This window comes from Streptomyces kryoterrae (genome assembly GCF_054072135.1).
Window position 1 is genome coordinate 446,738 of record NZ_CM133358.1, and the last position, 26,549, is coordinate 473,286.

At 71.2% G+C, this 26,549-nt stretch carries 19 protein-coding genes and 1 pseudogene; 12 read left to right on the forward strand and 8 right to left on the reverse strand.

Annotated elements, in window-relative coordinates:
• The first annotated feature begins 92 nt into the window (after nucleotides 1-92).
• Nucleotides 93-1,301, forward strand: a complete 1,209-nt coding sequence (locus ACW4TU_RS01490; RefSeq protein ID WP_457423781.1) for a phospholipase D-like domain-containing protein — start codon at nucleotides 93-95, stop codon at nucleotides 1,299-1,301.
• Between the two features lie 285 nt (nucleotides 1,302-1,586).
• Here the strand turns inward: ACW4TU_RS01490 and ACW4TU_RS01495 are convergent, their stop codons facing one another.
• Nucleotides 1,587-1,757, reverse strand: coding sequence for a hydrophobic protein (locus tag ACW4TU_RS01495; RefSeq protein ID WP_457423783.1), 171 nt, complete (start codon nucleotides 1,755-1,757; stop codon nucleotides 1,587-1,589).
• 243 nt (nucleotides 1,758-2,000) lie between these two features.
• Here ACW4TU_RS01495 and ACW4TU_RS01500 point away from each other — a divergent pair, with 243 nt between their 5' ends.
• The gene (locus ACW4TU_RS01500; RefSeq protein WP_457423785.1) at nucleotides 2,001-2,855 is read left to right on the forward strand and encodes a YihY/virulence factor BrkB family protein; all 855 of its coding nucleotides are present in this window, start codon (nucleotides 2,001-2,003) and stop codon (nucleotides 2,853-2,855) included.
• Between the two features lie 48 nt (nucleotides 2,856-2,903).
• On the opposite strand, the gene ACW4TU_RS01505 is transcribed toward ACW4TU_RS01500, so the two are convergent.
• The 4 genes and pseudogenes from ACW4TU_RS01505 to ACW4TU_RS01520 form a co-directional block, all read right to left on the reverse strand.
• On the reverse strand, nucleotides 2,904-3,746 hold the full coding sequence (locus ACW4TU_RS01505; RefSeq protein WP_457423787.1) for an RNA polymerase sigma factor SigF: 843 nt from the start codon (nucleotides 3,744-3,746) through the stop codon (nucleotides 2,904-2,906).
• 105 nt (nucleotides 3,747-3,851) lie between these two features.
• The gene (locus tag ACW4TU_RS01510) at nucleotides 3,852-5,606 is read right to left on the reverse strand and encodes a thiamine pyrophosphate-dependent enzyme (protein WP_457423789.1); all 1,755 of its coding nucleotides are present in this window, start codon (nucleotides 5,604-5,606) and stop codon (nucleotides 3,852-3,854) included.
• A 14-nt stretch (nucleotides 5,607-5,620) separates the two neighbouring features.
• On the reverse strand, nucleotides 5,621-7,189 hold the full coding sequence (locus tag ACW4TU_RS01515) for an FMN-binding glutamate synthase family protein (RefSeq protein WP_457430650.1): 1,569 nt from the start codon (nucleotides 7,187-7,189) through the stop codon (nucleotides 5,621-5,623).
• 189 nt (nucleotides 7,190-7,378) lie between these two features.
• A pseudogene (locus tag ACW4TU_RS01520) lies at nucleotides 7,379-7,702 on the reverse strand (amino acid permease); the annotation flags it as partial.
• Nucleotides 7,703-8,202: 500 nt separating this feature from the next.
• Between ACW4TU_RS01520 and ACW4TU_RS01525 the strand changes: the two are divergent.
• From ACW4TU_RS01525 to ACW4TU_RS01540, 4 genes are all read left to right on the forward strand, one after another.
• The gene (locus ACW4TU_RS01525; protein WP_457423791.1) at nucleotides 8,203-10,155 is read left to right on the forward strand and encodes an APC family permease; all 1,953 of its coding nucleotides are present in this window, start codon (nucleotides 8,203-8,205) and stop codon (nucleotides 10,153-10,155) included.
• A 103-nt stretch (nucleotides 10,156-10,258) separates the two neighbouring features.
• On the forward strand, nucleotides 10,259-10,777 hold the full coding sequence (locus tag ACW4TU_RS01530; RefSeq protein WP_457423793.1) for a hypothetical protein: 519 nt from the start codon (nucleotides 10,259-10,261) through the stop codon (nucleotides 10,775-10,777).
• A 376-nt stretch (nucleotides 10,778-11,153) separates the two neighbouring features.
• A complete protein-coding gene (locus ACW4TU_RS01535; protein WP_457423795.1) occupies nucleotides 11,154-11,525 on the forward strand; it encodes a hypothetical protein in 372 nt (123 codons plus the stop codon).
• Between the two features lie 958 nt (nucleotides 11,526-12,483).
• Entirely contained in the window at nucleotides 12,484-13,311 is an 828-nt protein-coding gene (locus ACW4TU_RS01540; protein WP_457423797.1) for an MHYT domain-containing protein, read from the forward strand.
• Nucleotides 13,312-13,579: 268 nt separating this feature from the next.
• On the opposite strand, the gene pgm is transcribed toward ACW4TU_RS01540, so the two are convergent.
• Nucleotides 13,580-15,220 carry a phosphoglucomutase (alpha-D-glucose-1,6-bisphosphate-dependent) gene (pgm, locus tag ACW4TU_RS01545; protein ID WP_457423799.1) on the reverse strand — a complete coding sequence of 547 codons (1,641 nt, stop codon included), beginning with the start codon at nucleotides 15,218-15,220 and terminating at the stop codon, nucleotides 13,580-13,582.
• Between the two features lie 144 nt (nucleotides 15,221-15,364).
• Here pgm and ACW4TU_RS01550 point away from each other — a divergent pair, with 144 nt between their 5' ends.
• The gene (locus ACW4TU_RS01550) at nucleotides 15,365-16,012 is read left to right on the forward strand and encodes a class I SAM-dependent methyltransferase (protein ID WP_457423801.1); all 648 of its coding nucleotides are present in this window, start codon (nucleotides 15,365-15,367) and stop codon (nucleotides 16,010-16,012) included.
• 381 nt (nucleotides 16,013-16,393) lie between these two features.
• Here the strand turns inward: ACW4TU_RS01550 and ACW4TU_RS01555 are convergent, their stop codons facing one another.
• Entirely contained in the window at nucleotides 16,394-17,545 is a 1,152-nt protein-coding gene (locus tag ACW4TU_RS01555) for a hypothetical protein (protein ID WP_457423803.1), read from the reverse strand.
• 209 nt (nucleotides 17,546-17,754) lie between these two features.
• Here ACW4TU_RS01555 and ACW4TU_RS01560 point away from each other — a divergent pair, with 209 nt between their 5' ends.
• A complete protein-coding gene (locus tag ACW4TU_RS01560) occupies nucleotides 17,755-19,719 on the forward strand; it encodes a glycoside hydrolase family 5 protein (protein WP_457423805.1) in 1,965 nt (654 codons plus the stop codon).
• Between the two features lie 64 nt (nucleotides 19,720-19,783).
• Here the strand turns inward: ACW4TU_RS01560 and ACW4TU_RS01565 are convergent, their stop codons facing one another.
• Complete coding sequence (locus ACW4TU_RS01565) at nucleotides 19,784-21,001, reverse strand: acyl-CoA dehydrogenase family protein (protein ID WP_457423807.1); 1,218 nt, start codon at nucleotides 20,999-21,001, stop codon at nucleotides 19,784-19,786.
• A 153-nt stretch (nucleotides 21,002-21,154) separates the two neighbouring features.
• On the opposite strand from ACW4TU_RS01565, the gene ACW4TU_RS01570 reads away from it, so the two are divergent.
• From ACW4TU_RS01570 to ACW4TU_RS01585, 4 genes are all read left to right on the forward strand, one after another.
• A complete protein-coding gene (locus ACW4TU_RS01570) occupies nucleotides 21,155-21,943 on the forward strand; it encodes an enoyl-CoA hydratase/isomerase family protein (RefSeq protein WP_457423809.1) in 789 nt (262 codons plus the stop codon).
• A gap of 71 nt (nucleotides 21,944-22,014) precedes the next feature.
• Entirely contained in the window at nucleotides 22,015-22,647 is a 633-nt protein-coding gene (locus ACW4TU_RS01575) for a hypothetical protein (RefSeq protein ID WP_457423811.1), read from the forward strand.
• Nucleotides 22,644-25,418 carry a putative PEP-binding protein gene (locus ACW4TU_RS01580; RefSeq protein WP_457423813.1) on the forward strand — a complete coding sequence of 925 codons (2,775 nt, stop codon included), beginning with the start codon at nucleotides 22,644-22,646 and terminating at the stop codon, nucleotides 25,416-25,418. The genes ACW4TU_RS01575 and ACW4TU_RS01580 overlap by 4 nt, the downstream gene beginning before the upstream one ends.
• On the forward strand, nucleotides 25,415-26,533 hold the full coding sequence (locus ACW4TU_RS01585) for an acyl-CoA dehydrogenase family protein (protein WP_457423815.1): 1,119 nt from the start codon (nucleotides 25,415-25,417) through the stop codon (nucleotides 26,531-26,533). The genes ACW4TU_RS01580 and ACW4TU_RS01585 overlap by 4 nt, the downstream gene beginning before the upstream one ends.
• Nucleotides 26,534-26,549: the final 16 nt, after the last annotated feature.

Below are 26,549 nucleotides of genomic sequence, written 5' to 3' on the forward strand. Positions count from 1 at the left end.
GGCGTACCGCGGCGCCGACCGGGAATGTGGTTGTTCGGGCTCGCGCAGCAGCCCATGACGTTCCGCATTCATGGTCCGGTAGGAGATTCGGCGTGACACTCGGCGGCATACCCGCACCCCCTGCCCGCGACACCACCCCCGACGCGGCAGCGCGCAAGCGGCGCCTTCGCCGTCGCCTGGAGCGACTGATCGGCGCGGCCGCCACCGAGGGCAATGAGCTGGTGCCCCTGCGCAACGGTGACGAGATCTTCCCCGCGATGCTCGGGTCGATCCGTTCGGCCGAGCACACCGTCGACCTGATGACGTTCGTGTACTGGCGGGGTCAGATCGCCCACGACTTCGCCGTCGCTCTGGCCGACCGCGCCCGCGAGGGGGTGCGTGTGCGGCTGCTGCTCGACGGCTTCGGCGCCAAGAAGATCGAGCGGCGTTTGCTGGACCTCATGGCCACCGCGGGAGTGGAGGTCGCCTGGTTCCGCAAACCCGCGTGGCTGTCGCCGTTCAAGCAGAACCACCGCTGCCACCGCAAGGCCCTCATCGTCGACGAGCACACCGCCTTCACCGGTGGCGTCGGCATCGCGGAGGAATGGTGCGGCAACGCGCGCAACCCCGCCGAGTGGCGGGACACCCATGTCCAGGTACGCGGTCCGGCCGTCGACGGCATCGCGGCAGCGTTCGCGCAGAACTGGGCCGAGTGCCACGACGAACTCTTCGACGAACGTGACCGCTTCACGGAACACCCGCAGGCCGGCTCGTCGGTCGTACAGGTCGTTCGCGGCTCCGCGAGCATCGGCTGGCAGGACATGCAGACCCTCATCCGGGTCATGCTCAGCTCCGCCGAGGAGAGCTTCCGGCTGGCCACCGCCTACTTCGCTCCGGACCCCTACTTCATCGACCTGCTGTGCGAGACCGCTCGTCGCGGCGTCCGTGTCGAGATCCTGTTGCCCGGACCTCACACCGACCAGCGCGCCTGTCAGCTCGCCGGTCAACACCACTACACGCGTCTGCTGCGGGCCGGTGTGCACATCCGTCAGTACCAGCCGAGCATGATGCATGCCAAGATCATCACCGTGGACTCGGTCGCCTCTCTCATCGGATCCACCAATTTCAACCGTCGGTCCATGGACCACGACGAAGAGGTGATGCTCGCCGTACTGGACGAGGAGTTCACCGCCTCGCTCGAACGGGACTACGAGGCTGACCTCAAGAACAGTGTGGACATCGACGTCACTCGATGGCGACGGCGAACGATGCTGCAACGCGCCAAGGAGGTCGCGGTCACCCCGATCCGGCGCTTCCTCTGAGCTCAGGTGCGGGGTCTTGTCTCTCCTGACCCTCGCTACCGCGCCCGGCTGGGCGCGCGGACGGCGGTGAGGCCGGGGACGGGTACACGGCAGGAGGTCGCACGGGTTCCATCGTGCGTGCCCGTCCCGCCCCCGACTGCGACACGACTACCCCTGCCGTCGTTGGTGACTCCTGTGCACGGCATGGCCTCCTCCGAGCGCGATCACCGCCACGTCCGGCATACGCCCGGGGCCCGGCCGACATGTCGGCCGGGCCCCGGGACGAAGGCGCTCGCGCGGATCAGGTCACCATCGGTACCAGCGGCCTCGGCCGCCACCGGCGCTGCTGGAGCGCATGACGAAGCCGAGAAGCCACAGCACCAGGACGGCGACGGCGACCCACCAGAGGATCTGGACGGCGAATCCGGCACCGAAGAGGAGCAGGGCGAGAAGCAGAACAATCAGCAGGGGAACCATGTTTATCGACCTCCTACATCGTCGTGTTCCCTGCGATTACGCGGCTATACACCGATGAGGCCCTGTTTGTGAAGGGAACGCCGGGGCACCCGCGAGTTGCCGCGACCTGCCTGTGAGAGGAAAAGTGGAGAGCGCCTCCGAGCGCTGACCGCGCCTCTCCACCGAGCCGCACAAGGGCCCTGGCGTGATTCCGGGAAGGCTGGACGAGGTGACCCGAGGACGGGGGGTGGGAGCATCCGCGCCATGGACGACGCACAAGGTCATACGGCTCGATGGTGGGCGGCACTGCGCCGTACGCCGGTGTCTGTCTGGAACGACGACGTCACGGACTGGGCCGCAGCGCTGACCTATTACGCGGTACTGGCCGTGTTCCCGTTGCTGCTGGTGATCCTCTCGATCCTCGGTCTGACGATGCCCACGGCGAGGCCCGAGGTCATCGACCGTATGACGCAGGCCGTCCCCGCCGAGTCCCGCGCACTGCTGCGCAGCACCCTGCGGGAGATGGCCGGACAGTCGTCAACGGCATGGACGTTGATCTTCGTCGGTGGGACGGGAGCCCTGTGGTCGGGATGGAGCTATCTGAGCGTCTTCCGCCGGGCGATGTACGCCATGCATCGCATCGACGCGGACCGGCCGGTCTGGCGTACCGCGCCGCGGATCGTCGTCACGGCCCTGGTCCTGGTGACCCTGCTGCTCACGTCGACCCTCGCTTTGCTGCTCACCGGCAGTCTGGCCCGGCGTCTGGGGAGTGCGTTGAACCTGGGTGCCGGACCGCAGTCGGCCTGGGACACACTGCGGTGGTCGGTCATAGCCGTGGTCGCCGTGGCCCTGGTGCTCGTCCTGTACCGCTCGGGCCCAGCTCGCGCGCGTCCGGTCGGCCGGATGGCACCCGGCGGCACCTTGGCGGTGGTACTCCTGCTGGCCGTCTCACTCGGCTTCGCCCTCTACACCTCGCATGTCAGCACCTACGACCGTCTGTACGGCTCGCTGGCCGGCATCGTGGTCTTCCTGGTCTGGCTGTGGCTGTCCAACCTGGCACTTCTGGTCGGCGCCCAGTTCAACGCGGAGCTGGCGGAACCCGTGCATGAGGAGGAATGACCGCGGGATCCCGCCCGACCGGGCAGGATCCCGCTGGGGCACCAACCGTCAGTGGGTGCTGAGCATGCCTTCGCGCAGACGGGCCAGGAGGCGCGTGATCAGCCGCGAGACGTGCATCTGGGAGACGCCGAGGCGTTCGCCGATCTGGGCCTGGGTGAGTTCGTCGACGAAGCGCCAGTGGATGATCTGCCGGTCACGATCGTCCAGCTCGGCGATCATCGGGGCGAGGGCGTGGAAGTCCTCGACCAGTCCGAGCGCCGCGTCCTCGTCGCCGATGAAGTCCGCCAGCGCGGCCTCGCCGTCCTCGCTGCCGCTGATCGCGGCGTCCAGGGAGGCCGACCGGTACCCGTTGGAGGCCAGTTGGGCCTCGACGACCTCCTCCTCCGGAAGGCTCATCAGCTCGGACAGCTCGCTGATCGTCGGTGTGCGGCCCAGCCGGGTGTTCAGTTCCTCGTTGGCGCGCGCCAGTTGGACACGGGCTTCCTGCAGACGCCGGGGCACGTGAACAGCCCAGGAGGTGTCGCGGAAGAACCGCTTGATCTCGCCGACGATGTACGGGACGGCGAAGGAGGCGAACTCCACCTCACGGGACAGTTCGAAGCGGTCGATCGCCTTGATCAGGCCGATCATGCCGACCTGGACGATGTCCTCCATCTCCTCCGGACCGCGGCTGCGGAACCGGCCGGCCGCGTAGCGGACGAGGGACATGTTCATCTCGATCAGCGTGTTGCGCGCGTACTGGAACTCGGGCGTGCCCTCCTCCACCACGGTCAGCCGGTCGAAGAACACCTTCGACAACTCCCGCGCGTCCTTCGGCGCGACCTTGGAAGGGTCCGCGATCTCAGGAACGTCCACCCTCTGCTCGGCGGTCTGCACGGTGGTCGTCGTCATGATGCGCCCTTCCCGGTCGATCGGTCTCGTCTCGGCCGGTCCTTCGACCGACACGAGCGCGCATACCCCGGTCTCCGAGTCGCATTCCTCGAATTTTCGAATTTCTCAGTTCTCGCTCGGCTCTCCCTGGCTCCGGACGACCTCCTTCATCCTGGCCACCGCGAAACCCCAGCCCTGCTCGACCGTCGGCTTGGCGGGAACGGCGATCTCGTCAGGGTTGGTGAGGACGTCGAGGAGGACCGGGCCCTCGGCACGGAACGCCCGGCGCACGCTGTCCTCGAGGTCGGCGGGGTCCGTCACGCGAATGCCGGTGATGCCCATGGCCTCCGCGACGGCGGCGAAGTCGGGATTGTCGAGCACGGTGCCGAACTCCGGCAGCCCGGCCTGCTCCTGTTCGAGTTTCACCATGCCCAGTCGCCGGTTGTCGAAGACGACGAGCTTGACGGGGAGGCGGTGCGTCTTGAGGGTCAGCAGATCGCCGAGCAGCATGCTCAGCCCGCCGTCGCCGCAGAAGGCCACCACCTGGCGGTCCCGGTCGAGGCACTGGGCACCCAGTGCCATGGGCATCGCGTTGGCCATCGAGCCGAGGTTGTAGGAACCGAGGAGGCGTCGCTCACCGCGCATCTCGACGAAGCGCGAGAGCCACACCGTGGCCATGCCCGTGTCGGAGGTGAAGACGGCGTCGTCGGCCGCGACCCGGTCCACGACGGCGGCCAGCGCCTCGGGGCGGATGTCGTGCGAGCGGTTGTCCAGCGCGGAGCGGACGCGGCCCACGATCCCCCTGTCGTGCGCGGGATCGGCGAGCCGCGCCTGACCGCCGCGCCACCGGTCGTAGCGTTCACGCGCCTTCTCGAGGTGTGAGCGGTCGCGTGCCCCCTCGGTTCCGGCGCCGAGGTGGCCCAGAAGGTCTCGTACCGTGGCGCCGGTGTCGCCCACGAGCCCGATGTCGACCGGTACCCGGCGGCCGATGTGGGTGGGCTCGGTGTCCACCTGGATGACCTTCCGGCCCTCGGGATACCAGTCCCGGTAGGGGAAGTCGGTACCGAGCAGCAGGAGCGTGTCCGCGTCCTGGAGTGCCGCCGCGGCGGCGGGGTTGCCGATCAGTCCCGTCTGGCCGACCTGGAAGGGATTGCCGGGGCCCTCGAAGCCCGCCTTGGCCTTCAGGGTGAGCACCATCGGCGCGGCCAGCCGGTCGGCGAGGGTGAGGACGTCCTCGCGAGCGGCCCGGGCGCCTTCCCCGACGAGCAGGGTGACGCGTTCGGAGTGGCCGAGGAGTTCCGCGGCGCGCCGGACGGCGGAGTCGTCCGGGCGGCTCACCGGAGCGTTCAGGGAGAACCGGGTCGGCCGGTCGGCGGTCAGTTTCTGTTCACCCAGGTCCCCCGGCACGGTGAGGACGGCGACGCCCTTGCGGCCCAGTGCGGTCCGCACGGCCGTCTCCAGCATCCGCGGGAGCTGCTCGGGAGAGGTGACGGTCGCCCGGAAGACGGCCACGTCACTGAAGAGCGCGTCGTTGTCGACCTCCTGGAAGTAGTCGCTGCCCAGTTCGGCGAGCGGCACCTGACCGGCGATCGCCAGCACCGGGGCGTGGCTCTTCGCCGCGTCGTACAGCCCGTTGAGGAGGTGGATGGAACCGGGTCCGACGGTACCCATGCACACGCCGAGGGTTCCGGTGAGCTGGGACTGGGCGCTCGCGGCGAACGCCGCCGCCTCCTCGTGCCGGCAGCCCACCCATTCGAGGCCCTCGGTGGTGCGGATGGCGTCCGTGACGGGATTGAGCGCGTCTCCCACGACGCCGAAGACTTGGCGGACGCCGAGTTCGCTCAACGCGTCCACGATGAGGCGGGCAACGGTTCGGGCCACTTGAATCCTCCAGGTCACACAGTGAAGCGGTCGGGGTCGGCGGCCTGCCAGTCGGCCGCCCACGAGGCGGGGGGCTCGGCGAGCAGCTGCCCCGGTGCGAGCCACTCGTACAACTCCTCGTAGGAACGTTCGGTGCAGGGGTCGATGCGCCGGTGGAGCATGTGCGGTCGCAGTTCCGCGGGGTCGGTGACGCCCATGGACGCCATGATCTGCAGCGCGCCGGCCACGGTCGCCTCCTGGAAGCGCTGGACGCGCGGCGTCTTGTCCCGGACGTCGAGGGCGCGGGCCCGGCGGGGGTCCTGGGTCGTGACGCCCGTGGGACAGGTGTTGGTCTGGCAGCGCTGGGCCTGGATGCAGCCGACGGCGAACATCATCGCCCGTGCGGCGTTGCCGTAGTCGGCGCCCTGCACCATGCGTTTGACCAGGTCGGTACCGGTGGCGATCTTGCCGCTCGCACCGATTCTGACCCGATCGCGCAGGCCCGCACCGACGAGTGCGTTGTGCACCGTGAGCAACCCCTCGGTGAGCGGGGTGCCCATATGGTCCGCGAACTCCAGCGGCGCCGCGCCGGTCCCGCCCTCGGCTCCGTCCACCACGATGAAGTCAGGGGCCGTTCCCTCCTCCAGCATGGCCTTGCACACGGCGAGGAACTGCCGACGCGACCCCACACAGAGCTTGAAGCCGGCGGGCTTCCCGCCGGACAGCTCCCGTATCCGGGCGATGAAGCGGACCAGTTCACGCGGGGTGGAGAACACCCGGTGGTACGGCGGGGAGACGACCGTCCGCCCCTGCGGCACGTCCCGGACCCGGGCGATCTCGGCGTTGACCTTGGGGCCCGGCAGGACACCTCCGATACCGGGCTTGGCTCCCTGCGAGAGTTTCAGGGACACGCACTTGACGTGATCGTGCGCTGCCTTGTCCGCGAACTCGGCCCCGTCGAAGTCGCCCTTCTCGGTGCGGCAGCCGAAGTACCCCGTGCCGATCTCCCACACCAGGTCACCCCCCGGACGCAGGTGGTACTCCGACAGGCCGCCCTCACCGGTGTCGTGGGCGAAGCCTCCGGCCGCGGCACCCCCGTTCAGCGCCAGGATCGCGTTGGCCGACAGCGAGCCGAAGCTCATCGCCGACACGTTCAGCAGCGCCATGTCGTAGGGGCGGGCGCAGTCGGGACCGCCGACCCGCACCCGCGGTAGCGTCTCCGGCACCGCGCGGGGCGCCATGGAGGGGACGAGGAACTCGTGGCCGGGCTGGTACACGTCCCGTTCGGTGCCGAACGGCTCCTCCGCGTCGGTGCCCTTCGCGCGCTCGTAGACGATGCTGCGCACGTCCCGGTCGAAGGGACGCCCGTCGTAGTTCCGCTCGATGAAGTACTGCTGAAGTTCTGGACGTATCCGCTCCAGAAGGAAGCGGGCGTGCCCCAGGACGGGATAGTTGCGCAGCACCGAGTGCCGGCGCTGCAGCAGGTCCCAGGCACCCAGCAGGCCCAGCAGCGCGAGCGGGAGGGCGCCGAACAACCAGTAGGGCGAAACCCAGGACGAGGCCACGGCCGCCGCGACGGCGGCGACCCAGATCAGGACGATGATTCCCACGCGTGTCACTCCTCGCGCCTTGCCCGGTGGCCGGACTCCACGCGCCTCGGCCACCCCAAGAGAATCCAAAGTGTCACCCGGTTCAGACCCTGTTTCCCGGCTCACGGCTTCGCGTGGGGACGCCCAGGGCATCGGGCGACCCGGCTCACGGCAACCGGAAGCGCAGCCGGCAGATCACCGCGTCCGTCTCCCGGCGCACGGCGTGCGCGCGTAGGAGCCGCCACCGTCCGGAAAGGCCGCGATGGCCTGGCGGTAGGAGGCGACCAGCACCGCCAGCAGGCCCGCGATGGCGAGCGTGACCGGCATGGTGAAGCCGAGCCCGTGCGCACCGGCGGCGGCCAGCACGAGGACGATGGCCTCGGGGCCGTACGCCACCGACGCCATCGCGTCCAGCGACAGGGCGGCGAGACCGGTGACGGCTGTCAGCCGATGACGTTCACCGGAGTCCGGGGTGTCGGGCGGCTCCTCGGCGGCCGGGTCGGCTCGGTGGCCAGGACGGACATGGATGCGGGCTCCTTCTTCCCTCGGCCACGCACGAGCGCTGAGCTGTGCGCGAATGCGTCCAGCTTCCTGCCGTTCCCGCCGCCTCCGACGGTTCCTTGCGCGTTCTTCGCGCCCAACCGGCCGACCTTGACGGAACCTTGACGGGCGTGCGACTCGGACGGCTTCTTGTCGTCGGCAGACTCCTCCGCTCACCGGCGTCGCTGCCATGGGGCGCTGGAACGACGTGCGCGGAGGACCGTCCGGTGCACCGGCGGACGGCCTCGCCGAACCTGGGTCGCCCGGCCGCAGGCCCGCCCTCCCTCAAACGGCCCAGTCCTCACCCGGTCCGCCGAAACAACCACTCCCCGATGTGCCACCGGCGTCCCCACTGCCGGTCTTAACGCAAGCTTGACGCCGGTCTGTGATCCGTCCCTCGGCACTCACGTCACTCTCTGCATACGCTGGTGCCGCCGTCCGCGTGATGGCCCGAACCCCGAGCCGGACCACGCACCAGGAGCACACCGATGGCCACCACCGCACGCCCACAGCAGCGTCTACGTGCCTGGATGCTGCAGGGCCTGACCGACATGGGCAGGAGCGGTGGCCTCACGGGCCCGCACGCCAAGCCCGAGCCCCCGCACAAGGGCCAGCGGTGGTGGCGGGTGATGTGCCTGACCGGCGTCGACTACTTCTCCACCCTCGGCTACCAGCCCGGCATCGCCGCCCTCGCGGCCGGCCTGCTCTCCCCCGTCGCGACCATCGTCCTCGTCATCGTCACCCTCGCCGGCGCCCTGCCCGTCTACCGCCGCGTCGCCGAGGAGAGCCCGCACGGCGAAGGCTCCATCGCGATGCTGGAACGGCTGCTGTCGTTCTGGCAGGGCAAGCTGTTCGTCCTGACCCTGCTGGGCTTCGCCGCCACCGACTTCCTGATCACCATCACCCTCTCGGCCGCCGACGCCTCCACCCACCTGGTCGAGAACCCGCACCTGACCAGCGCGCTGCACGACAAGCAGGTGCTGATCACCCTGATCCTGGTAGCCCTGCTCGGCGCGGTCTTCCTCAAGGGCTTCCTGGAGGCCATCGGCGTCGCGGTGACCCTGGTCGCCGTCTACCTCGCTCTGAACGTCGTGGTGGTCGCCGTCGGCCTGTGGCACGTCGTCACCGAGGGCCATGTCATCACCGACTGGTCCACCGCCCTCACCGCCGAACACGGCAACGTCTTCGTCATGATCGGCGTGGCACTGATCGTCTTCCCCAAGCTCGCGCTCGGCCTGTCCGGCTTCGAGACCGGCGTCGCGGTCATGCCCCACGTCAGGGGCGACGACAGCGACACGGAGGAAAGCCCGAAGGGCCGTATCCGGGAGACCAAGAAACTGCTGACCGCCGCCGCGGTCATCATGAGCGTCTTCCTCATCACCACCAGCTTCATCACCACCCTGCTGATCCCGGAGAAGGAGTTCGAGTCCGGCGGCAAGGCCAACGGCCGCGCCCTCGCCTACCTCTCCCACGAGTACCTGGGCAACGCCTTCGGCACCGTCTACGACGCGTCGACGATCGCGATCCTCTGGTTCGCCGGCGCCTCGGCGATGGCCGGCCTGCTCAACCTCATGCCCCGCTACCTGCCCCGCTACGGGATGGCCCCGCACTGGGCACGCGCCGTACGCCCGATGGTCATCGTCTTCACCCTCATCGGCTTCCTCGTCACCTGGATCTTCGACGCGGACGTGGACAAGCAGGGCGGCGCCTACGCCACCGGCGTGCTGGTCCTCATCAGCTCGGCGGCGATCGCCGTGACCATCGCCGCCCGCAAGGCCGGCCAGCGCGGCTGGACGATCGGCTTCGCCGTCATCTCGGCCGTGTTCCTCTACGTCACCGTCGCGAACGTCATCGAGCGTCCCGACGGCGTCAAGATCGGCGCCTGCTTCATCGCGGGCATCATCCTGGTCTCGCTGCTGTCCCGGCTGGCCCGCGCCTTCGAGCTGCGCGTCACCAGCGTCACCCTGGACGACATGGCGGAACGATTCATCCGGGACATGGCCAGCCGCAAGATCCGCTTCATCGCCAACGAGCCCGACCAGCGCGACAAGGCCGAGTACCGCGACAAGATCGAGCAGATCCGCGCCGACAACGACATGCCCGAACAGGAGGACTTCGTCTTCGTCGAGGTGACCGTCACCGACCCCTCCGAGTTCGAGGCCGGCCTCACGGTACGCGGCGCGGTACTGCACAACCGCTACCGCGTCCTGACCCTGGAGTCCTCCTCCATCCCCAACGCCCTCGCCGCGCTCCTCCTCCACGTCCGCGACACGACCGGCTGTATCCCGCACATCTACTTCGAATGGACCGAGGGCGGCCCCTTCGCCAACTTCCTGCGCTTCTTCCTCTTCGGCCAGGGCGAGGTCGCCCCCGTCACCCGAGAGGTCCTGCGCGAAGCGGAACCGGACCGCGCCCGCCGTCCCCGCGTCCACACCGGCTGAATCGGGCGCCCGCATCAGGATCCCGTCAGGATCCGCCCGTACGGCATCAGAACCCCGTCAGCGACAGTCGCCCGGCCGCACACAGCCGCCTAGCGTCAGCCACATGACACCTCTGGACCCGTTGGCCCCGGTCGGCGACCGCAACTGGCGCGGCAGCGCCCGGCTCGCGGCGATCTGCGCCCTGGTGTTCTGCGCCCTCTCCCTGCTGGTGGACTGGGACGCGGGCAGCCTGACGCTTCCGCGAGCCCTGTTGTGGCTGGCCTTGTCCGCCACCGTCCTCGTCATCCTGCTCCCGCCCCGGGTGACCGCGGGCCCCGGCCGGCTGACGGTACGCACCCTCACGCGTCGGCTCGTCGTGCGTACGGACTCACTGGTGGCCGTACGGCAGTACGGCGGCGTCTCCTCGTACCTCGTCCTGTACGACACCCACGGCGGGCGCCTGGAACTCGACCCCCGGGTCCTCGCCGCCAACCCCCTGATCTGGCACGAACTCGACACCGGCGTCCGCCGCTCCGTCGAACGCGGCACGCTCCGTCAAGGCGCGGACGTCCTGGAGCAGCTCGGCCACCGGATCGACGGGGAGACCGCGCGAGCGGTCCTGACGGCGTCCGGGCTCTCCTGATGGCCGGACGCCCAACTGCTCTTCGCCGGCCACGTCACTCGCTTCCACGCCCGGCGATGCGGCTTCGCGCGGCGAGCCGCGGCGCCCTCACCGGCGCGGTCGAACCACCCGGGAGTCACGGGGCCGCCCCGCGCACCCGCACCGCCGCCAGCCACACGGACCGGGTGGGACCGAGCCCGGGTATCCGGCAACCCCGTACCTCGATCCCGCCCGCCACCAAGAACATGCCGCACCGTTTCCGGGAGGCCCTGGCCCTCCTCACCGAACACCTGCCCGGATGGCAGGCAGACCCATGGGAGCCACACCGCAGTGGACTGCGCGCGTCGGGACACCTGGCCAGCCCCACGAACAGCCCCGCACGGAGAGGTCGCCCACGATGACCGAGCACGACCCGAATGCGCAGTCCGCACAGTCCCCTCTGTCCTCTCTCCGGGATCGGGCAGCGCATGGCGTCCCCGGTGCGGTCGACGAGCTGATCGAGCTCGCCGCCGGACTCGGCGACAAGACCGAGCTGCGCCGCCTCGCGGACGCGGGCCACGCGGACGCGACCGACGAGCTCATCCAACTCGCCGCCGAGCAGGGCGATCTCGCGGAACTTCGACGCCTCTCCGACGGCGGCAACCGCACGGCCACGGACCAGCTGATCGAACTCGCCACCGAACTGGACGACCTCGACGAGCTGCGGCGCCTGGCCGACCGCGGCGACGCCACCGCGGCCGAGCAGCTCGCGGAACTGACCGCCGAGTGACCTGAGCCCGCCGACAGCGCCCTCTTTCGAGGACGACGACCGCGCCGGACGCCATGAGTGGGGGCCGGTGCGAGGTACCGGGCCGCCCGGGCCAGGTGCGCAGCGACGGGGCAGGAATCCGTAAGCCTCAGCGAGCGGCCTGTCGGGCCTCGCGGATGCAGGTGTCGAGGATGTCGACAGCCGTGTCGACGCCGTCGTCGCTGTGGTCCGTCATGGCCTGCGGACGAAAGCGGGCCGCGTCGGAGGCGACCGCGGCTGCTCGACGAGGTGAGCGACGAGACCGGCGCGGGCGATGAGACCGGAGGCCGTACGGCCGGTGGGCGTGTCGCCGATGAGGACCGGCACGACCGGGCAGACCACGTCGCCCGTGACCTCCAGACCGCGCGCGGTCAGCCCCTCGCGCGGCCGGGTGGCGACAGCCGCGACCGCCGTCCGCCGCCGGGCGCCCTCGTCGTCTCCTCGGGACGGGCGGGTGAGCCCGTGTGCGTGGGGGGGGGCGGGCGCCCCGGTCGGGGGCTGCTACGACGCTACGACCGCAATGCCGGACAACTCCTGGCCACTGACGGGCCCTTGATCTGCAGGAAGCCTTTCCTGACGCCGGATTGACGCGGCCGGTGGTCCGGGTGCCGCGCCTGCCGGTTCTCGGGCCGGGCGCGTCGACGGGAGCCGCGGTGCCCCGTGAAGCCGAGCAGGCTGCTTTGCGGCGAAGGATGGCGAAGGATGGCGAAGTATCGATTCGGCGAAGGATTGTGAGCAATGTGGAGGAGGTGTGCAGTTGGTGTGATTGAATCATGCACAACTTGGCCAAACGGCTTGATCTGATCGCCCGGCTGCCCTGCCCTCCTTCTCCGGCGGGACTGCCGTGCGCCGTGGTCATGTCCGCCCGAGGCCGGGCGGGGGCGTGCGTCACTGTGAGTCGACGGTGCCGTCTGCCCTCGCGCACGTGAAGGGAACTCGCATGACCGCCACCGTCTCCAACTTTCACTACGGTGCCGTGACGCCCGTGGCCGCCTACCTGATGGCCTGCCTCGGTGCGGCACTGGGGCTGCGGTGCACGACGCGGTCGCTGCGGCGCCCGCACCGAAGAGCCGGCTGGCTGGCGCTGGGTGCAGTGTCGATCGGCTGCGGCATCTGGACCATGCACTTCATCGCCATGATCGGTTTCAGCGTCCAGGGCGCCCTGGTCAGCTACGACCCGACGAAAACACTGCTCAGCCTGGCGGTCGCCATCGCCGTCGTCGCCATCGGCGTCTTCCTCGTCGGTTACCGGGGCGGCTCACCGGTGAACCTGGGTGTCGCGGGCACGGTCACCGGACTCGGGGTCGCGGCCATGCACTACCTCGGCATGGCCGCCATCCACACCAACGGCGGCCTTCACTACGCCGTGGGGACCGTGGCATTGTCCGTCGTGATCGCCGTCGGGGCCGCCACCGCGGCGCTGTGGGCGGCCGTCTCCATCCACACGCTGTGGGCGAGCATGGGCGCGAGCCTGGTCATGGGCGTGGCCGTGACCGGTATGCACTACACCGGCATGGCCGCGGTCTCCGTCCACCTCACCGGCCAGTCCGCCGTCTCCCAGTCGGCCACCAGCCTGATGTCGTTCCTCCTGGCCATGCTCGCCGGCCCGCTCATCGTGCTCCTGATCGCCGGCGCGATCGTCATGTTCGACCCCGACATGATGCTCGGCGACGACGAATGGGACCGGCCGGCGTACACGCCCTACGACACCAGCGCCGACCCTTCCGTACAGCAACCCGCACAGGCGTCGCAGCGCTACCAGTACTGAGGGCCGATCCGGGACGGTCCGCTCCCTCGCGGAGGTGCTCGCCGACGGCTCGGGCCCGGAGATCGACCGGTGACTCGAGCCCGGTGACGTCGTCACAGCTGACGGGCGAGGACCGCGGCATGCTCGCCCGGCAGCACCCCCTCCGAGTCGAGCCCGGGTTCGGTCCGAGACGGAACGCACCGCCCAGGCTGCTCTGGCTGCTGGTCGGCGCGCCGCCGCCGATCGCGGCCTCAGCGGCGATCGGCGGCGTGTCCGGGGCTCGTCCGCGTCAGCTGCCCAGCGCCGCGAGCACCACGGACTTGGCCTCCTCCTGGATCCGGTGCAGATGGTCCGGGCCGAGGAAGGACTCCGCGTAGATCTTGTAGACGTCCTCGGTGCCCGAAGGCCGGGCGGCGAACCAGGCGTTGGCGGTGGCGACCTTGATACCGCCGAGCGCGGCGCCGTTGCCGGGGGCCTCGGTGAGCACCGTGGTGACCGGCTCGCCGGCGAGGGTGTCGGCGGTGACCTGGCTCGGGGACAACTTGGCGAGCAGCGCCTTCTCCTCGCGGGACGCCGGGGCGTCGACGCGCGCGTAGGCGGGAGCGCCGAAACGGTCGGTGAGCCGCGCGTAGTGCTGCGACGGGGTGCTGCCCGTCACCGCCGTGATCTCGGAGGCGAGCAGGGCCAGGACGATGCCGTCCTTGTCGGTGGTCCACACCGAGCCGTCACGGCGCAGGAAGGACGCGCCCGCCGACTCCTCGCCGCCGAAGCCGAGCGTTCCGTCGGACAGGCCGTCCACGAACCACTTGAATCCGACCGGCACTTCCACCAGTTGCCGGCCGACGTCCGCCGCGACCCGGTCGATCATGCTGGACGACACCAGCGTCTTGCCGATCCCGGCGCCCGTCGGCCACTGATCCCGGTGCGAGAACAGGTACGAGATCGCCACGGCGAGGTAGTGGTTGGGGTTCATCAGACCCCCGTCCGGCGTGACGATGCCGTGCCGGTCGGCGTCGGCGTCGTTGCCGGTGGCGATGTCGAACCGGTCGCGCTGCTCGATGAGGGAGGCCATGGCGTACGGCGAGGAGCAGTCCATGCGGATCTTGCCGTCCCAGTCCAGCGTCATGAAGCGCCAGGTGGGGTCGGCGAGCGGGTTCACCACCGTCAGGTCGAGCCGGTGCTGTTCGGCGATACGGCCCCAGTAGGCGACGGAGGCGCCGCCCAGCGGATCGGCGCCGATGCGTACTCCGGCGGACCGGACCGCCTCCAGGTCCAGCACGTTCGGCAGGTCGGCGACATAACTGCCGAGGAAGTCGTGGCGGCCGGTGCCGGGCGCGGCCAGGGCGCGGGCGTACGGGATGCGCCGTACGTCCTTCAGGCCGCCGGTGATGATCTCGTTGGCGCGGTCCTGGATCCAGGAGGTCGCGTCGGAACCGGCGGGGCCGCCGTTCGGCGGGTTGTACTTGAAGCCGCCGTCGGCGGGCGGGTTGTGCGAGGGGGTGACCACCACGCCGTCGGCGAGGCCGGACGTGCGGCCGCGGTTGTGGGTGAGGATGGCGTGCGAGACGGCCGGGGTGGGCGTGTAGCCGTCGGTCTGGTCGATGAGGACGGTCACGTCGTTGGCGGCGAACACCTCCAGTGCCGTGATCCGCGCGGGCTCGGACAGGGCGTGGGTGTCGGCACCCAGGAACAGGGGGCCGTCGGTGCCCTGGGCGGCACGGTACTCACAGATGGCCTGGCTGGTGGCCGCGATGTGGTCCTCGTTGAACGCCGCCACGAGGGACGAGCCGCGGTGCCCCGAGGTGCCGAAGGCCACCCGTTGCCCGGGTTCGGCCGGGTCGGGGTGCAGCGCGTAGTACGCCGTGACCAGACGGGCCACATCGATGAGGTCTTCGGGGCCGGCGACCTGTCCCGCTCGCGCGTCCTGCATTTCCCGCTCCTCCGCAAGGGTCGACCGTTGAGTACGGGCCTCATTCTCCCCCGTCCGGCCCGCCGGGACGCCCACCGGGCGGCCGTTGTGGCACGCACCCGGCGGGTGCGACGATGCACGCCGGCGAATGAAGGGGATACCGACGTGAGTCACGAGGACCAACGGCCGCCTGCCGCTGTGCTGTTCGACGCCCTGGGCCCCGACTACGAGAAGGCGTTCGCCCAGGCGCCCGCGCACCTGGCCGCGCTGGACTGGCTGATCGAGCGGCTGCCGCCCACCGCGCGGACGCTGGACGTGGGCAGCGGCACCGGGCGGCCCACCGCGGCCGCGCTCGTCGCGGCAGGGCACACGGTGCTGGGTGTCGACGTCTCCCCCGTCATGGTCGAACTCGCCACCCGGCAGGTCCCCGAGGCCGAGTTCCGCTGCGGCGACATCCGGGAACTCCCGCTCGACGCGGACTCCTTCGACGGCGTGTGCGTGTTCTTCTCGCTGTTGCAGATGACCCGCGCCGAGCAGTCGGCTCTGCTGCGGCGCCTGACCCTGGCCCTTCGGCCCGGCGGGCATCTGGTGCTGGCCACCGTCCCCGCGGACGTGGAGGACCTCGATGTGGTCTTCATGGGCCAGCCGGTCCGCGCCACGAGCTTCGCCGAGGACGACTTCATCGGCATGGCGGAGGCGGCGGGGCTGACGGTGCTGGCCCGGCACAGCACCGTCTTCGCCCCGGACCACCCCGGCGCCGAGCCCGAGCCCCACCTCTTCCTGCGCTGCCGCCGCGACGAGACCGGCCACTGACGTACAGGCACTTTGCCCAACAAGAAGGTCACCGGCCTCCGGCCGTCCGGTGGGGTCCTCGGCAGACCACCGGACCTCACCGGTGCCGCGCCCGGCCGCCGACCCCCACGACGGCCGGGCGCTGCTCCCGCTGATGCGCGGGATCCCCCGGTGCGCTCCTCTTCGACCCGCGACGGCTGCGCCCCACGAAGCTGCCGGCGGGCAGGAGACCGGACGCTGCGCCGGAGCACGGTGTGCCCCCTGTGTTCCGGCTGTTCCGGCGAACGCTGCGACGTGGATGGTCTTCTGCCCGCGCGCACCGCCCCCGGACGGAGTCGGCAGGCGTCCCGCAGCGCGCGGGACGGGTCGTTCCCGCCGGCCTCCGAGGTGGTCAGTGCCGTTCTACCTGGTGAAGATGGCGCCGCTCCGGAAGGAGTCGCCGCTGCCGCTGGACCGGTAGTGCCAGCCACCGACGGTCAGATGCGTGCCGGAGGACACCACGGAGCTGACGCCGAGGGGGAACTGCGGATCGTTCTCGGGCAGGCCCAGCGACCGCCAGCCCTCTGCGGACGTCCAGGTCAGACCGACTGCCGCGTCGTCGTTGCCGCCCACGACGGCGATCCCGCCGTTCGGCCGCAGGGTCACGGCCTGCAGTGAGAACGTGCCCGCGGGCAGGGGCACCTGGGTCCACGAGGTGCCGTCCCAGTGCAGGGCCAGCCCCGCCGGACGCTGCTTGTCGGTGTCGCGGGACCATCCCACGGCCCAGACGTCCGTCGGTGTGCGGGCGGCGATGTCGAAGAGGACCGCCGAGTCGGGGAACGCCGGGGTGGGCGTCCGCGTCCACCGGTGACCGTCCCAGTGCACGGCGACGGACTGACCGGTGTCGTAGTCCACGCCGACCACCCAGACGTCGTTCGGTGCCAACTCCGTGACCTGGTTCAGGCCCCAGTTCGCCGACCCCGGGATCTGCACGGACCGCCACCGTCGGCCGTCCCAGTGCTGGACGACCGGGATCTGGGTGAAGGTGTCCTCCGTGTAGCCCTGGCCCACCGCCCAGGCCTCGCGGCCGGAGACCGAACTCACCGACAGCAAACTGGCGTTCACTGTCCCTGAAGGCAGACCGGTGTCGGCGGTCAGTTGCCAGGCGCCCGCCACATAGCGTCCGACCAGGGCGCCCCCGCCGTCCAGTCCCTGGTCACCGACGAAGAACGCCGAGCCGTCCGCCGCGGTGGCGATGTCGTTGATTCTGCTGTCCCAGGTGTCGGCGCCCCGCAGCGCTGTCCGCTTCCACGCCCCGCCTCGGGCGAGGTCGCGCTCGTACATGGCGGGCGTGAACCGGATGGAACCGTCCTCGGGATTCTCCACGACCTCGGCACCGGCGGCCCATGTCTTCGACGGGTTCGGCTGGGCCACGGTCATCATCGCGACCTGACCCGTCGATGTCTCCGCCCACGCCCCGCCACCCGCGGGACCGGCCATGGCGGTTCCGCTGATCACCATCGTGATCGCCCCAACTGCTGCCAGTTGCCCCGCGATCCTTCGTTTGACCGTCACTGTGTTCTCTCCCGTTCCGGAGGAACCGCTCCCCCAAATGTACTGATGCGACGGGGGGTGCGTTTTGTTTCACGTGCGCCCGCCCAGCGGCCGACCCGCCGTCAGGTCTCTCTTGCCTGTCGCCCATCGACGTGTACGAAAATCACCCCTGCGCGTGAAGGACTGGACCAATGCGCCGCAACCCTCCATGATGACGGTGCCATGACAACATGTACGCACGTCTCAGGAGGGTGACCGTGCCCCGAACCTTCATCAGGGCCAGGGCCGCACTGGCCGCCGTACTCCTCGTCGTGGGCCTCGCGCCCGTTGCCGAGGCGGCGGCCGGACGGGAGCTCGCCGTGGAGGCCGCCGCCCGACCCGAGATCACCGCGTCCGCGGCGACCTGGACGCCGCCGCTCAGCACGCGGGGTCGTTGGATCGTCGACGCGAACGGCAACCGCTTCAAGCTGCGGTCCGGCAACTGGCACGGAGCCAGCGGCACCTGGAACGGCTCGGGAAGCGCGGACGCGGACGCCGACCACCACGCGGGGGAGAACTCCGGCCGGATGCCGCTGGGCCTGGACCGTGCCTCCATGGCCGAGATCATCGCCGGTTTCCAGGAGATCGGGATCAACAGCGTCCGGCTGCCCTTCTCCAACGAGATGATCCACGACAGCCGTCCCGTCACCGACGGTTCCGTCGCCGCCAATCCCGCCCTGCGCGGCAAGACCCCACTGCAGGTGTACGACGTCGTGGTACGGGAACTCACCGCCGCCGGGCTCGCGGTGATCCTGAACAACCACACCAACACCACCCGTTGGTGCTGCGGGGTCGACGGCAACGAACGCTGGAACGCGAGCCAGTCCACCGGGACGTGGGAGAACGACTGGCTCCTCATGGCCCGCCGCTACCGGGACAACCAGCGCGTCGTCGGCGCCGACCTCTACAACGAGGTGCGCCGCAACGTCCTGGACGACCCCAACTGGGGGCTCGGCGACGACCACGACTGGTTCGCCGCCTCACAGCGCCTCGGTGACCGCATCCTCACGGAGGCCGACCCCGACCTCCTCATCATCGTGGAGGGCATCAACTGGACGGGCGTCCCCGTCGACGGACTCCCCCACGAACGCCCCACCCTGGAGCCCGTACGCCGCCTCTCGCACACGCTCGTCGACTCCGGCAAGCTCGTGTACTCCGCTCACTTCTACGACTACACGGGCCCCAACCACAGCGGCGCCACCGGAACAGGTGAGACCAGCGACCCCCGCTACCGCGACCTGAGCCCCGCCGAACTGGTCAAGGTGCTGGACCGCCAGGCCTTCTTCGTGAGCGCGGAGACGAACACGCACTTCACCGCGCCTGTCTGGATCAGCGAGTTCGGTGTCGGCGGCCGGGACGAGACCGGGAACAAGCAGCGGGCCTGGTTCGAGAACTTCGTCGACCAGCTGATCCGGACCGACGCCGACTTCGCGTACTGGCCGCTCGTCGGCTGGCACGAGAACCGCAAGGGAAACGGCTGGGCCCTGCTGCACTGGGACTCGGCGGGTCACCGTATGGGCGTCTACGACGGCGACGACTGGCGGGCCGCCGCCTGGACCCGGCTCATCACGGCGCAGGGTCGCACCGGCCCGGTGGCGCCCGTGGCCGACTGGTCGATGCTCAGCCCCGATCACGGCGACTTCGTCGAGTCACGGCGGATGCGGGCCCTGCCCGACTGGGACTCCGGTGCCCGCAAGGCCGTGTGCCCCGACGGACAGCGGCTGCTCGGCCTCGGTCACACCGGCAACCGGGGTTTGTGCTCGGACGTGTCCACCGGCCCGCTGTGGGCCCCGGACGGCGGACATGTGGTGGTCGTCGACGAGCGGTATGTCGGGCCGGCGGGCGACTGGGCGTCCGGCTACACCAAACTCCAGTGCGCCGACGGCCACTTCCTGACCGGCTACAGCGTCCGCGGTTCCGCCGTCTCCGCCGCCCTGTGCGCGGCCGCTCCGGCCGGCCGGCTCGGCACAGCCGGCCGCACCGTCTGGTTCGACCGCGGCGACAGCAGGGGCTCGGCCGCCAAGGGCGGCGACTTCGCCCAGGGCCACTACAAGGGCCAGTGCGCGGACGACGAGTACGCGGCCGGGATCGCGTACACGGCCCGGGTGGGCTCGGCACGGACTCCGGACGCCCTGTACTGCCGAAAACTGAGCTGACCGGCCGTCGGATGCGGATACCGGGCTGGACAGGACCGGAACACCGCCCACGTCGACGGTGTCATCAGCCGCCGACGGCGCCCGCGCGCGGCTGTCGGTAGGGCCGGACCGCGCGACGCGCTATGGCGAAACGGTGTGTCTCCGACGGGCCGTCGTAGATCCGGAACGGCCGCACCTCCCGGTACAGCCGGGCCAGCGGGGCGTCGGCGATCGAGATACCGAGGGCCCCGCAGATCTGCACCGCCCGGTCGACCACCCGGTTCACCGCCTCCGCCACGAACGTCTTGGACACCGAGGTGAGCTGCGAGGCTGCGGCGGATTCGGTGTCCAGCTCCCAGGCCGTACGCAGGATCAGGGCGCGGCTGGCCTCGATGTCGATCTCGGAGTCGGCCAGCATCTGCTGGACCATGCCGAGGTCGCCCAGGGCCGAGCCGAAGGCCATCCGGCTCCCCGCCCGTTCCAGCGCGACGTCCTGGGCGCGGCGGGCCGCTCCCAGCCAGCGCATGCAGTGGGTCATCCGGGCGGGGCCGAGCCGGACCTGCGCGCCCTCGAAACCGTGGTCCACCGCGCCGAGCACCTGCTCCTCCCCCACCACACACTCCTCGAAGACGATCTCGCTGTGCCCCGCGAAGAGCGACTCGTCGAGGGTCTCGATGTTCCGGACGATGCGCATCCCGGGAGTACCGGCGTCGACCAGGAACATGGTGGCGCCGCCCGGGTCGCCGGGGTTGCCGGAGGTGCGGGCCATGACGATGGCGAAGCCCGCTCCGTGGGCGCCGGTGATGAACCACTTGCGCCCGTCGATACGCCAGCCGCTGGGTACCCGGGTCGCGGTGGTCCGCAGGGAACGGGGGTCGGCGCCCGCGCCCGGAGCCGGTTCGGTCATGGCGAAGCAGGACCGGATCTCGCCTGCGGCGAGCGGACGCAGATACGCCTGCTTCTGTTCCTCGGTGGCCACCTTCTCCAGCAGGTGCATGTTGCCCTCGTCCGGGGCGGCGCAGTTCAGCGCCAGCGGTCCGAGCAGCGAGTAGCCCGCCGCTTCGAACACCATCGCCTGCCCGCGCAGGTCGAGACCGTGTCCGCCCCACCGCGTCGGTACCTGCGGGGCGAACACACCCGCCTCGCGGGCGGCTTTCTGCAGGGTCTGACGCAGGTCCTCGGGGGCGTCGTGCACGTTCCCGCCGCACTCCCGCTCGGCCGGGATGACCACCTCGCTCACGAACTCGGCCGTCGACGCGGCGAGTTGAGCGACAGCCGGATCGACATCGAACTGAATGGGCACGGGGCCTCCCGCCGACGGGCGTACGGGCATCGACTCCCGTCGCGTTCTAGAAACTGTATAGCGTCTTTAGTATCTTGCCGGGAAGCGCCTGGGACGGAAAGCGCCCGGTGAAGAGAAACACCCTGTAGCGGCAAGACGGCAGGAGAAACACCCATGAGCCTCCCCGTGACCACCGAACCGGTCCGGACAGTCCGCCACGACGACGGGGTCGTCGAGGTGAGACTGGACGACCCCGGACGGGGAAACGCCCTGGACCTCAGGACGGCCGAGGCACTGCGTGACGCGACCGCCGAGGTGGCCGAGGACCCCGGCGGCGCGGTGTTGCTGCGGTCGTCGGGCGGCAGTTTCTGCGTGGGTGGTGACCTGCGCGCGTTCGCCGGCCGCGGCACGGAGACCGGCACCTATGTGCACGCCGTGGCGAGTGCCGCGCACACCGCGATACAGGCCCTGTACGACCTGCCGGTGCCGCTGGTGACCGCCGTGCGCGGCGCCGCTGCGGGCGGTGGCATCGGTCTCGCCCTGGTGGGAGACATCGTCCTGGCGGCCCGGTCCGCGCGGTTCCGGCTGGCGTACACGGCGGTCGGGCTCACGCCGGACTGCGGGGCGTCATGGTTCCTGCCGCGCCTGGTGGGCCCCCGCGGGGCGACGGACCTGATCCTGACCAACCGGGTCCTGACCGGCGACGACGCCGAGCGGTGGGGGCTGGCCTCCCGGTGCGTGGACGACGAGGAGCTGGACGCGGCGGCACACCGGACCGCGGCCGAACTGGCCGCCGGCGCCGCTGACGCACTGCGTGCCGCGAAGGGTCTGCTGCGCGCCGGTGACGGCGACGGCCTGCGCCGCCACCTCGCCGAGGAGGCGCGGTCGATCGCCGCACTGGCGGACGGCCCGGAGGCCCGGAACCGTATGGCGTCGTTCCTCGCTCCGAAAAGTGTTTCTTGAGTTCCTCTTCACTAACCAGCCCACCTGGGCGTAACCTCCGGGCAACACAGAACCGAGCAAAAGGTGTGGCGATGCAATCTGCTGCCGTGGACCTTCCGGACGCTCTCGAAGAGCCCCTCGCCGAAGCCGTCGTCGACCTCGTTCTGCGGGGTATGTGGCGCGGCCGGCCTGAGTCCGAGCACCGTCCGCTGGTCGATGCCGGGCTGGCGATGGTGAAGGGGCCGGTGGTGCTGCCGACCGAGCGTGCCAAGGCCGCCGTCGCGCAGCTCCTGCGGGTTCCCGCCGGTTCCGAACAGGAGGGGCGGATCCTCGCGGCGTACGAGGCGTTCCTGCCGGTCAACCGGCAGATCCGCGATGTGTGCACGGCATGGCAGTGCCGCCCCGACGGCTCCGTCAACGACCACTCCGACGACGTCTACGACGCCGGGGTGCGCGAGTCGCTGGAGGACGTGCACGAGGCCATCCAGCCCGTCCTGCGCCGACTGGACCTGGTGCTCGCGGGCAGCGGGCGGTACCTGACGGCCCTGGAGGAAGCCCTCGACCGCTTCGACGAGGGCGCGCCCGCGTGGCTGGCCTCGCCGCTGTGCGACTCGTACCACACCGTGTGGATGCGGCTGCACCAGGAGCTGCTGCTCGTGCTGGGAATCAGCCGGGCCGAGGACGAGGTCCGCGAAGAGGAGCTGGTCACAAGGAGCCGGGGTTGAGCGTCACCGACCGCGAGGCGGACCCGCTCGCACCATCCGGGGCGCCCCTCGCGCCCTCTGCCACCTCCGGGACGCTCGGTACCTCCGCGGCCTCCGGGACGCTCGGTACCTCCGCGGCCTCCGGTACGCCCGGCTTGCCTGGCGCCGCCGCGACCTCGGGAGCCTCAGCGGTCCCCGGGACTCCAGCGGCCCTCGAAGCTTCCAGCACCCCCCGCGCTCTCGGGGCCTCAGCACCTTCCACGCCCCCCGGCCGGATCCTGGTCCCCTACGGGCAGGGACGGATCCGGGGACTCGACGCCGACGAGCTGGGCGCGCACGGCGCGGCGATGGACCGGCTGGTGGCCCTCGGCCTGCCGGTCGTGCCGGGGCTCACCGTGCCCGCCGGCGCCGCCGCGTCACTGTGCGGGACCGACACCGCGGAAGCCGCCGTGGAACTGATCGAACAGCTCTCGGGGCGGCACATCGGCGACCCCACCCGGCCGCTGCTGCTGCGCCTGTCGGCGAGCGCGCCCACCGACGTCGCCGGACTCCCGCCCGACCTGGCCTGCCTCGGCGTCACGCCGGGCCATGCCGACGACCTGTGCGCCGTCATCGGGCGTTCGGACGCGCTGTACGAGGTGTGGGCCGCCACCGTGCGCATGATCGCCGAGTACGCCCTCGACGTGCCGGGCGCGGTGCTCGACGACGCCCTCCTGGACGCGCCCGGGCCGCGGGCACGGGTGGAGACGCTGCTGTCGCTCGTCGCGGCGCACGGCTCCGAGTCCTTCCCCGACGACCCGGCGCGGCAGCTCGCGCTGGCCGCCCGCGCTCTCCTCGGCCGGTGGGACTCGCCGCGTGCGAGGAGATCCCGCCGCTCCCAGCGGCTCCCCGCCGAGCTGCCGGTCGCCCTGCATGTGCAGGCTCTGCGCATCGGCCCGGCGGACCACTCGGGCTACGGCACGGCCGTCAGCCGTGATCCCGAGACCGGGCGCCTCTCCCCGCAGGGCTTCTTCTTCCGGGGTGTGCGCCGCAGTGCCCCGCCGCCGCACACCGGTGAACCACTGGACCGGCTCGCCGGCGGCACCGCGCTGCTGGAGCACTCCCTGCTCACCCTGGAGCGCCATCTGCGTGCGCCGGTGTCGGTCGACTTCGAGGTGCGCGACGACGAGATCTCCCTGCTCGCCGCCTCCGCGCAGCTCCGCCCGCCGCTTCGGGCGTCCGTGTGTCTGGCCGCCGACCTGGCCCGGGACGGGGCGATCGGCCGCGAGGAGGCCGTCCGTCGGATCACGCCCGCGCAGGTGCAGGAACTGCTGCACCCCCAGCTGCGGCTGACCGGCGGGGAGGAGCTGCTGGTGAAGGGGCTGCCCGCCTCCCCGGGGGCAGCGACCGGAGTGGTCGTGCTGTCCAGTGAACGTGCCCTCGAACTGGCCGCCGACGGTACGCGGGTCGTACTCGTGGCCGCCGAGACGACCCCGGCGGACGTCCCCGGGATGCTGGCCTCAGCCGCCGTACTGACCGGCAGCGGTGGTATCGCCTCGCATGCCGCCGTGGTGGCGCGGGGCGCCGGCAAGCCCGCCGTGTGCGGCGCCGAGGGGCTGCGCGTGGACCTGGCCGCCGGGACGGTCCGCTTCGGGGAGCGGATCGTGCGCGAGGGCGACCCGGTCTCCCTGGACGGCCGTACCGGCGCCGTCTACGCGGGGACCCTGAGCGTCAGCGTGGCCGGACCGCCGCCCGAACTCTCCACCCTGCTGGAGTGGGCGGACGACACACGCCGACTGGGCGTCCGCGTCAACGCCGACACCGCCGCCGAGGTGGAGACGGCCCTGGCCCTCGGCGCGGAGGGTGTCGGGCTGTGCCGTACGGAACACCAGTTCCTCGGCGAGCGGCTGCCGCTGATCCGCCGGGTGCTCCTGGCCGCCGACCCGACCGCCCGCGACGCGGCGCTGTCGGCACTGGAACACGCCCAGTACGAGGACTTCCGCGCGCTGCTGACCGCCGTGGGGAACCGCCCGGTGACCGTGCGCCTGCTGGACGCCCCGCTGCACGAGTTCCTGCCCGCCCCCGGGCAGGCTCTCGACGCGGCCGAGGAGCAGCGGGCCGACGCACTGCGCGAGGCGAACCCGATGCTCGGGCTGCGCGGGGTACGGCTGGCGCTGCTGCACGAGCGGCTCTACCCGGCGCAGGCCGAGGCGCTCTTCACCGCCTGGGCCGAGGTCGCCGCCACCGGGATCCGGCCGGCGCTGGAGGTGATGATCCCGCTGGTCAGTCTGCCAGAGGAACTCGTCACCGCAGCCGCTTACGTACGCGGCGCCGCCGACGCGGTCGCCGCCCGCACCGGGGTGGAGGTCCCGTACCGGCTCGGCACGATGATCGAGACCCCCCGGGCCGCGCTGCTGGCCGGCGAACTCGCCGAGCACGCCGAGTTCTTCTCCTTCGGCACCAACGACCTCACCCAGCTCACCTACGGGTTCTCCCGGGACGATGTCGAGCGCCAGGTGCTCGCCAACTACCAGGAGCGCGGGTTCCTGACCGCCAGCCCGTTCGCGCGGCTCGATCCGCACGGGGTGGGCGCGCTGATCGCCCTGGCGGCCGAGCGGGCACGGGTCGTACGGCCCGGCATCAAGTTGGGCGTCTGCGGTGAGCACGGCGGGGACCCGGAGTCGATCGCGTTCTGCGACGACCTCGGCCTCGACTACGTCTCCTGCTCCGCGCACCGCGTGCCGGTGGCCCGGATGGCGGCCGCCCACAGTGCCCTGCGGGAACGGCACGACGACAGCGGGAGCGCACGATGACAAGCACCGTCACCGACGGCACGGCCCTGTCGGACACCGAGCTGGACGACCTGCGCGAGACCGTGCGGTCGGTGTGCGCGGACGCCGGCGGCACCGCCGCGGTACGGCGGCTGTCCGAGGAGGCACCCGGCATCGACGCCGGCCTGTGGGACGCCCTCGGCCGGCAGGTCGGACTCGCGGCCCTGGGTCTGCCGGAGTCGGCGGGAGGCATCGGCGGCCTCGCCGAGATCGCCGTCGTCTGCGAGGAGCTGGGCAGGACGCTGGCACCCGTACCGCTGCTGTCCTCCACCGTGCTGGCCGGTCAGGTGCTGGCGGGCTGCGGTACGGCCGACAAGGCGCTGGCCAGGCTGGCCGGGGGCACCGTGCACGCCTTGGCGGTGACCGGGCCCGACGGGACGTGGCGGGCCGACGCCGTGCCGGTGGCCGTCTCCTGGCAGGGCAGCGTCCCGCTTCTGGACGGCACCGCGCCGTTCGTCCTCGACGGCGCCGACGCCGAGGCGCTGGTGGTGGCCGCGGCCGGGAGCGACGGCGTGGACCTCTTCCTGGCCGACGCGCGCGAGCCGGGGGTCACGGTGCGCCGGGTGCCCACCCTGGACCTCAGCCGGGGTCAGGCGGTGGTCACCTTCTCGGGTGCCCGGGTCCGGGCGCTGACCGCGGGCGGCGAGGGGGCGGATGTCGTCTCCCGCGCCCTGGACGTGGCCCTGGTGGCACTGGCCGCCGAGCAACTGGGCGGAGCGCAGGCCGCGTTGGACATGACGGTGGCCCATGTGCGCGACCGTACCCAGTTCGGCCGGGCGATCGGCGGTTTCCAGGCGGTCAAGCACGCCTGCGCCGACATGCTGCTCCAGGTCGAGGCGGCGCGGTCGGCCGTGGTGCGCGCGGTCAGGGCCGACGGGTCGCCGCAGGCGCTGGCCGAGGCGGCGGCGGTGTGTCAGGCGTGGTGCGGCGAGGCGTTCGTCTCCGTCGCCGCCGAGTGCGTGCAGTTCCACGGCGGGATGGGCTTCACCTGGGAGCACGACGCCCACCTGTACTTCCGGCGCGCCCAGTCCGACGCGGTTCTGCTGGGCGGCGCCGCACACCATCGGGAACGGCTGGCCGGCCTGCTGGGCTGGTGACGTGGACGGAAGGAGG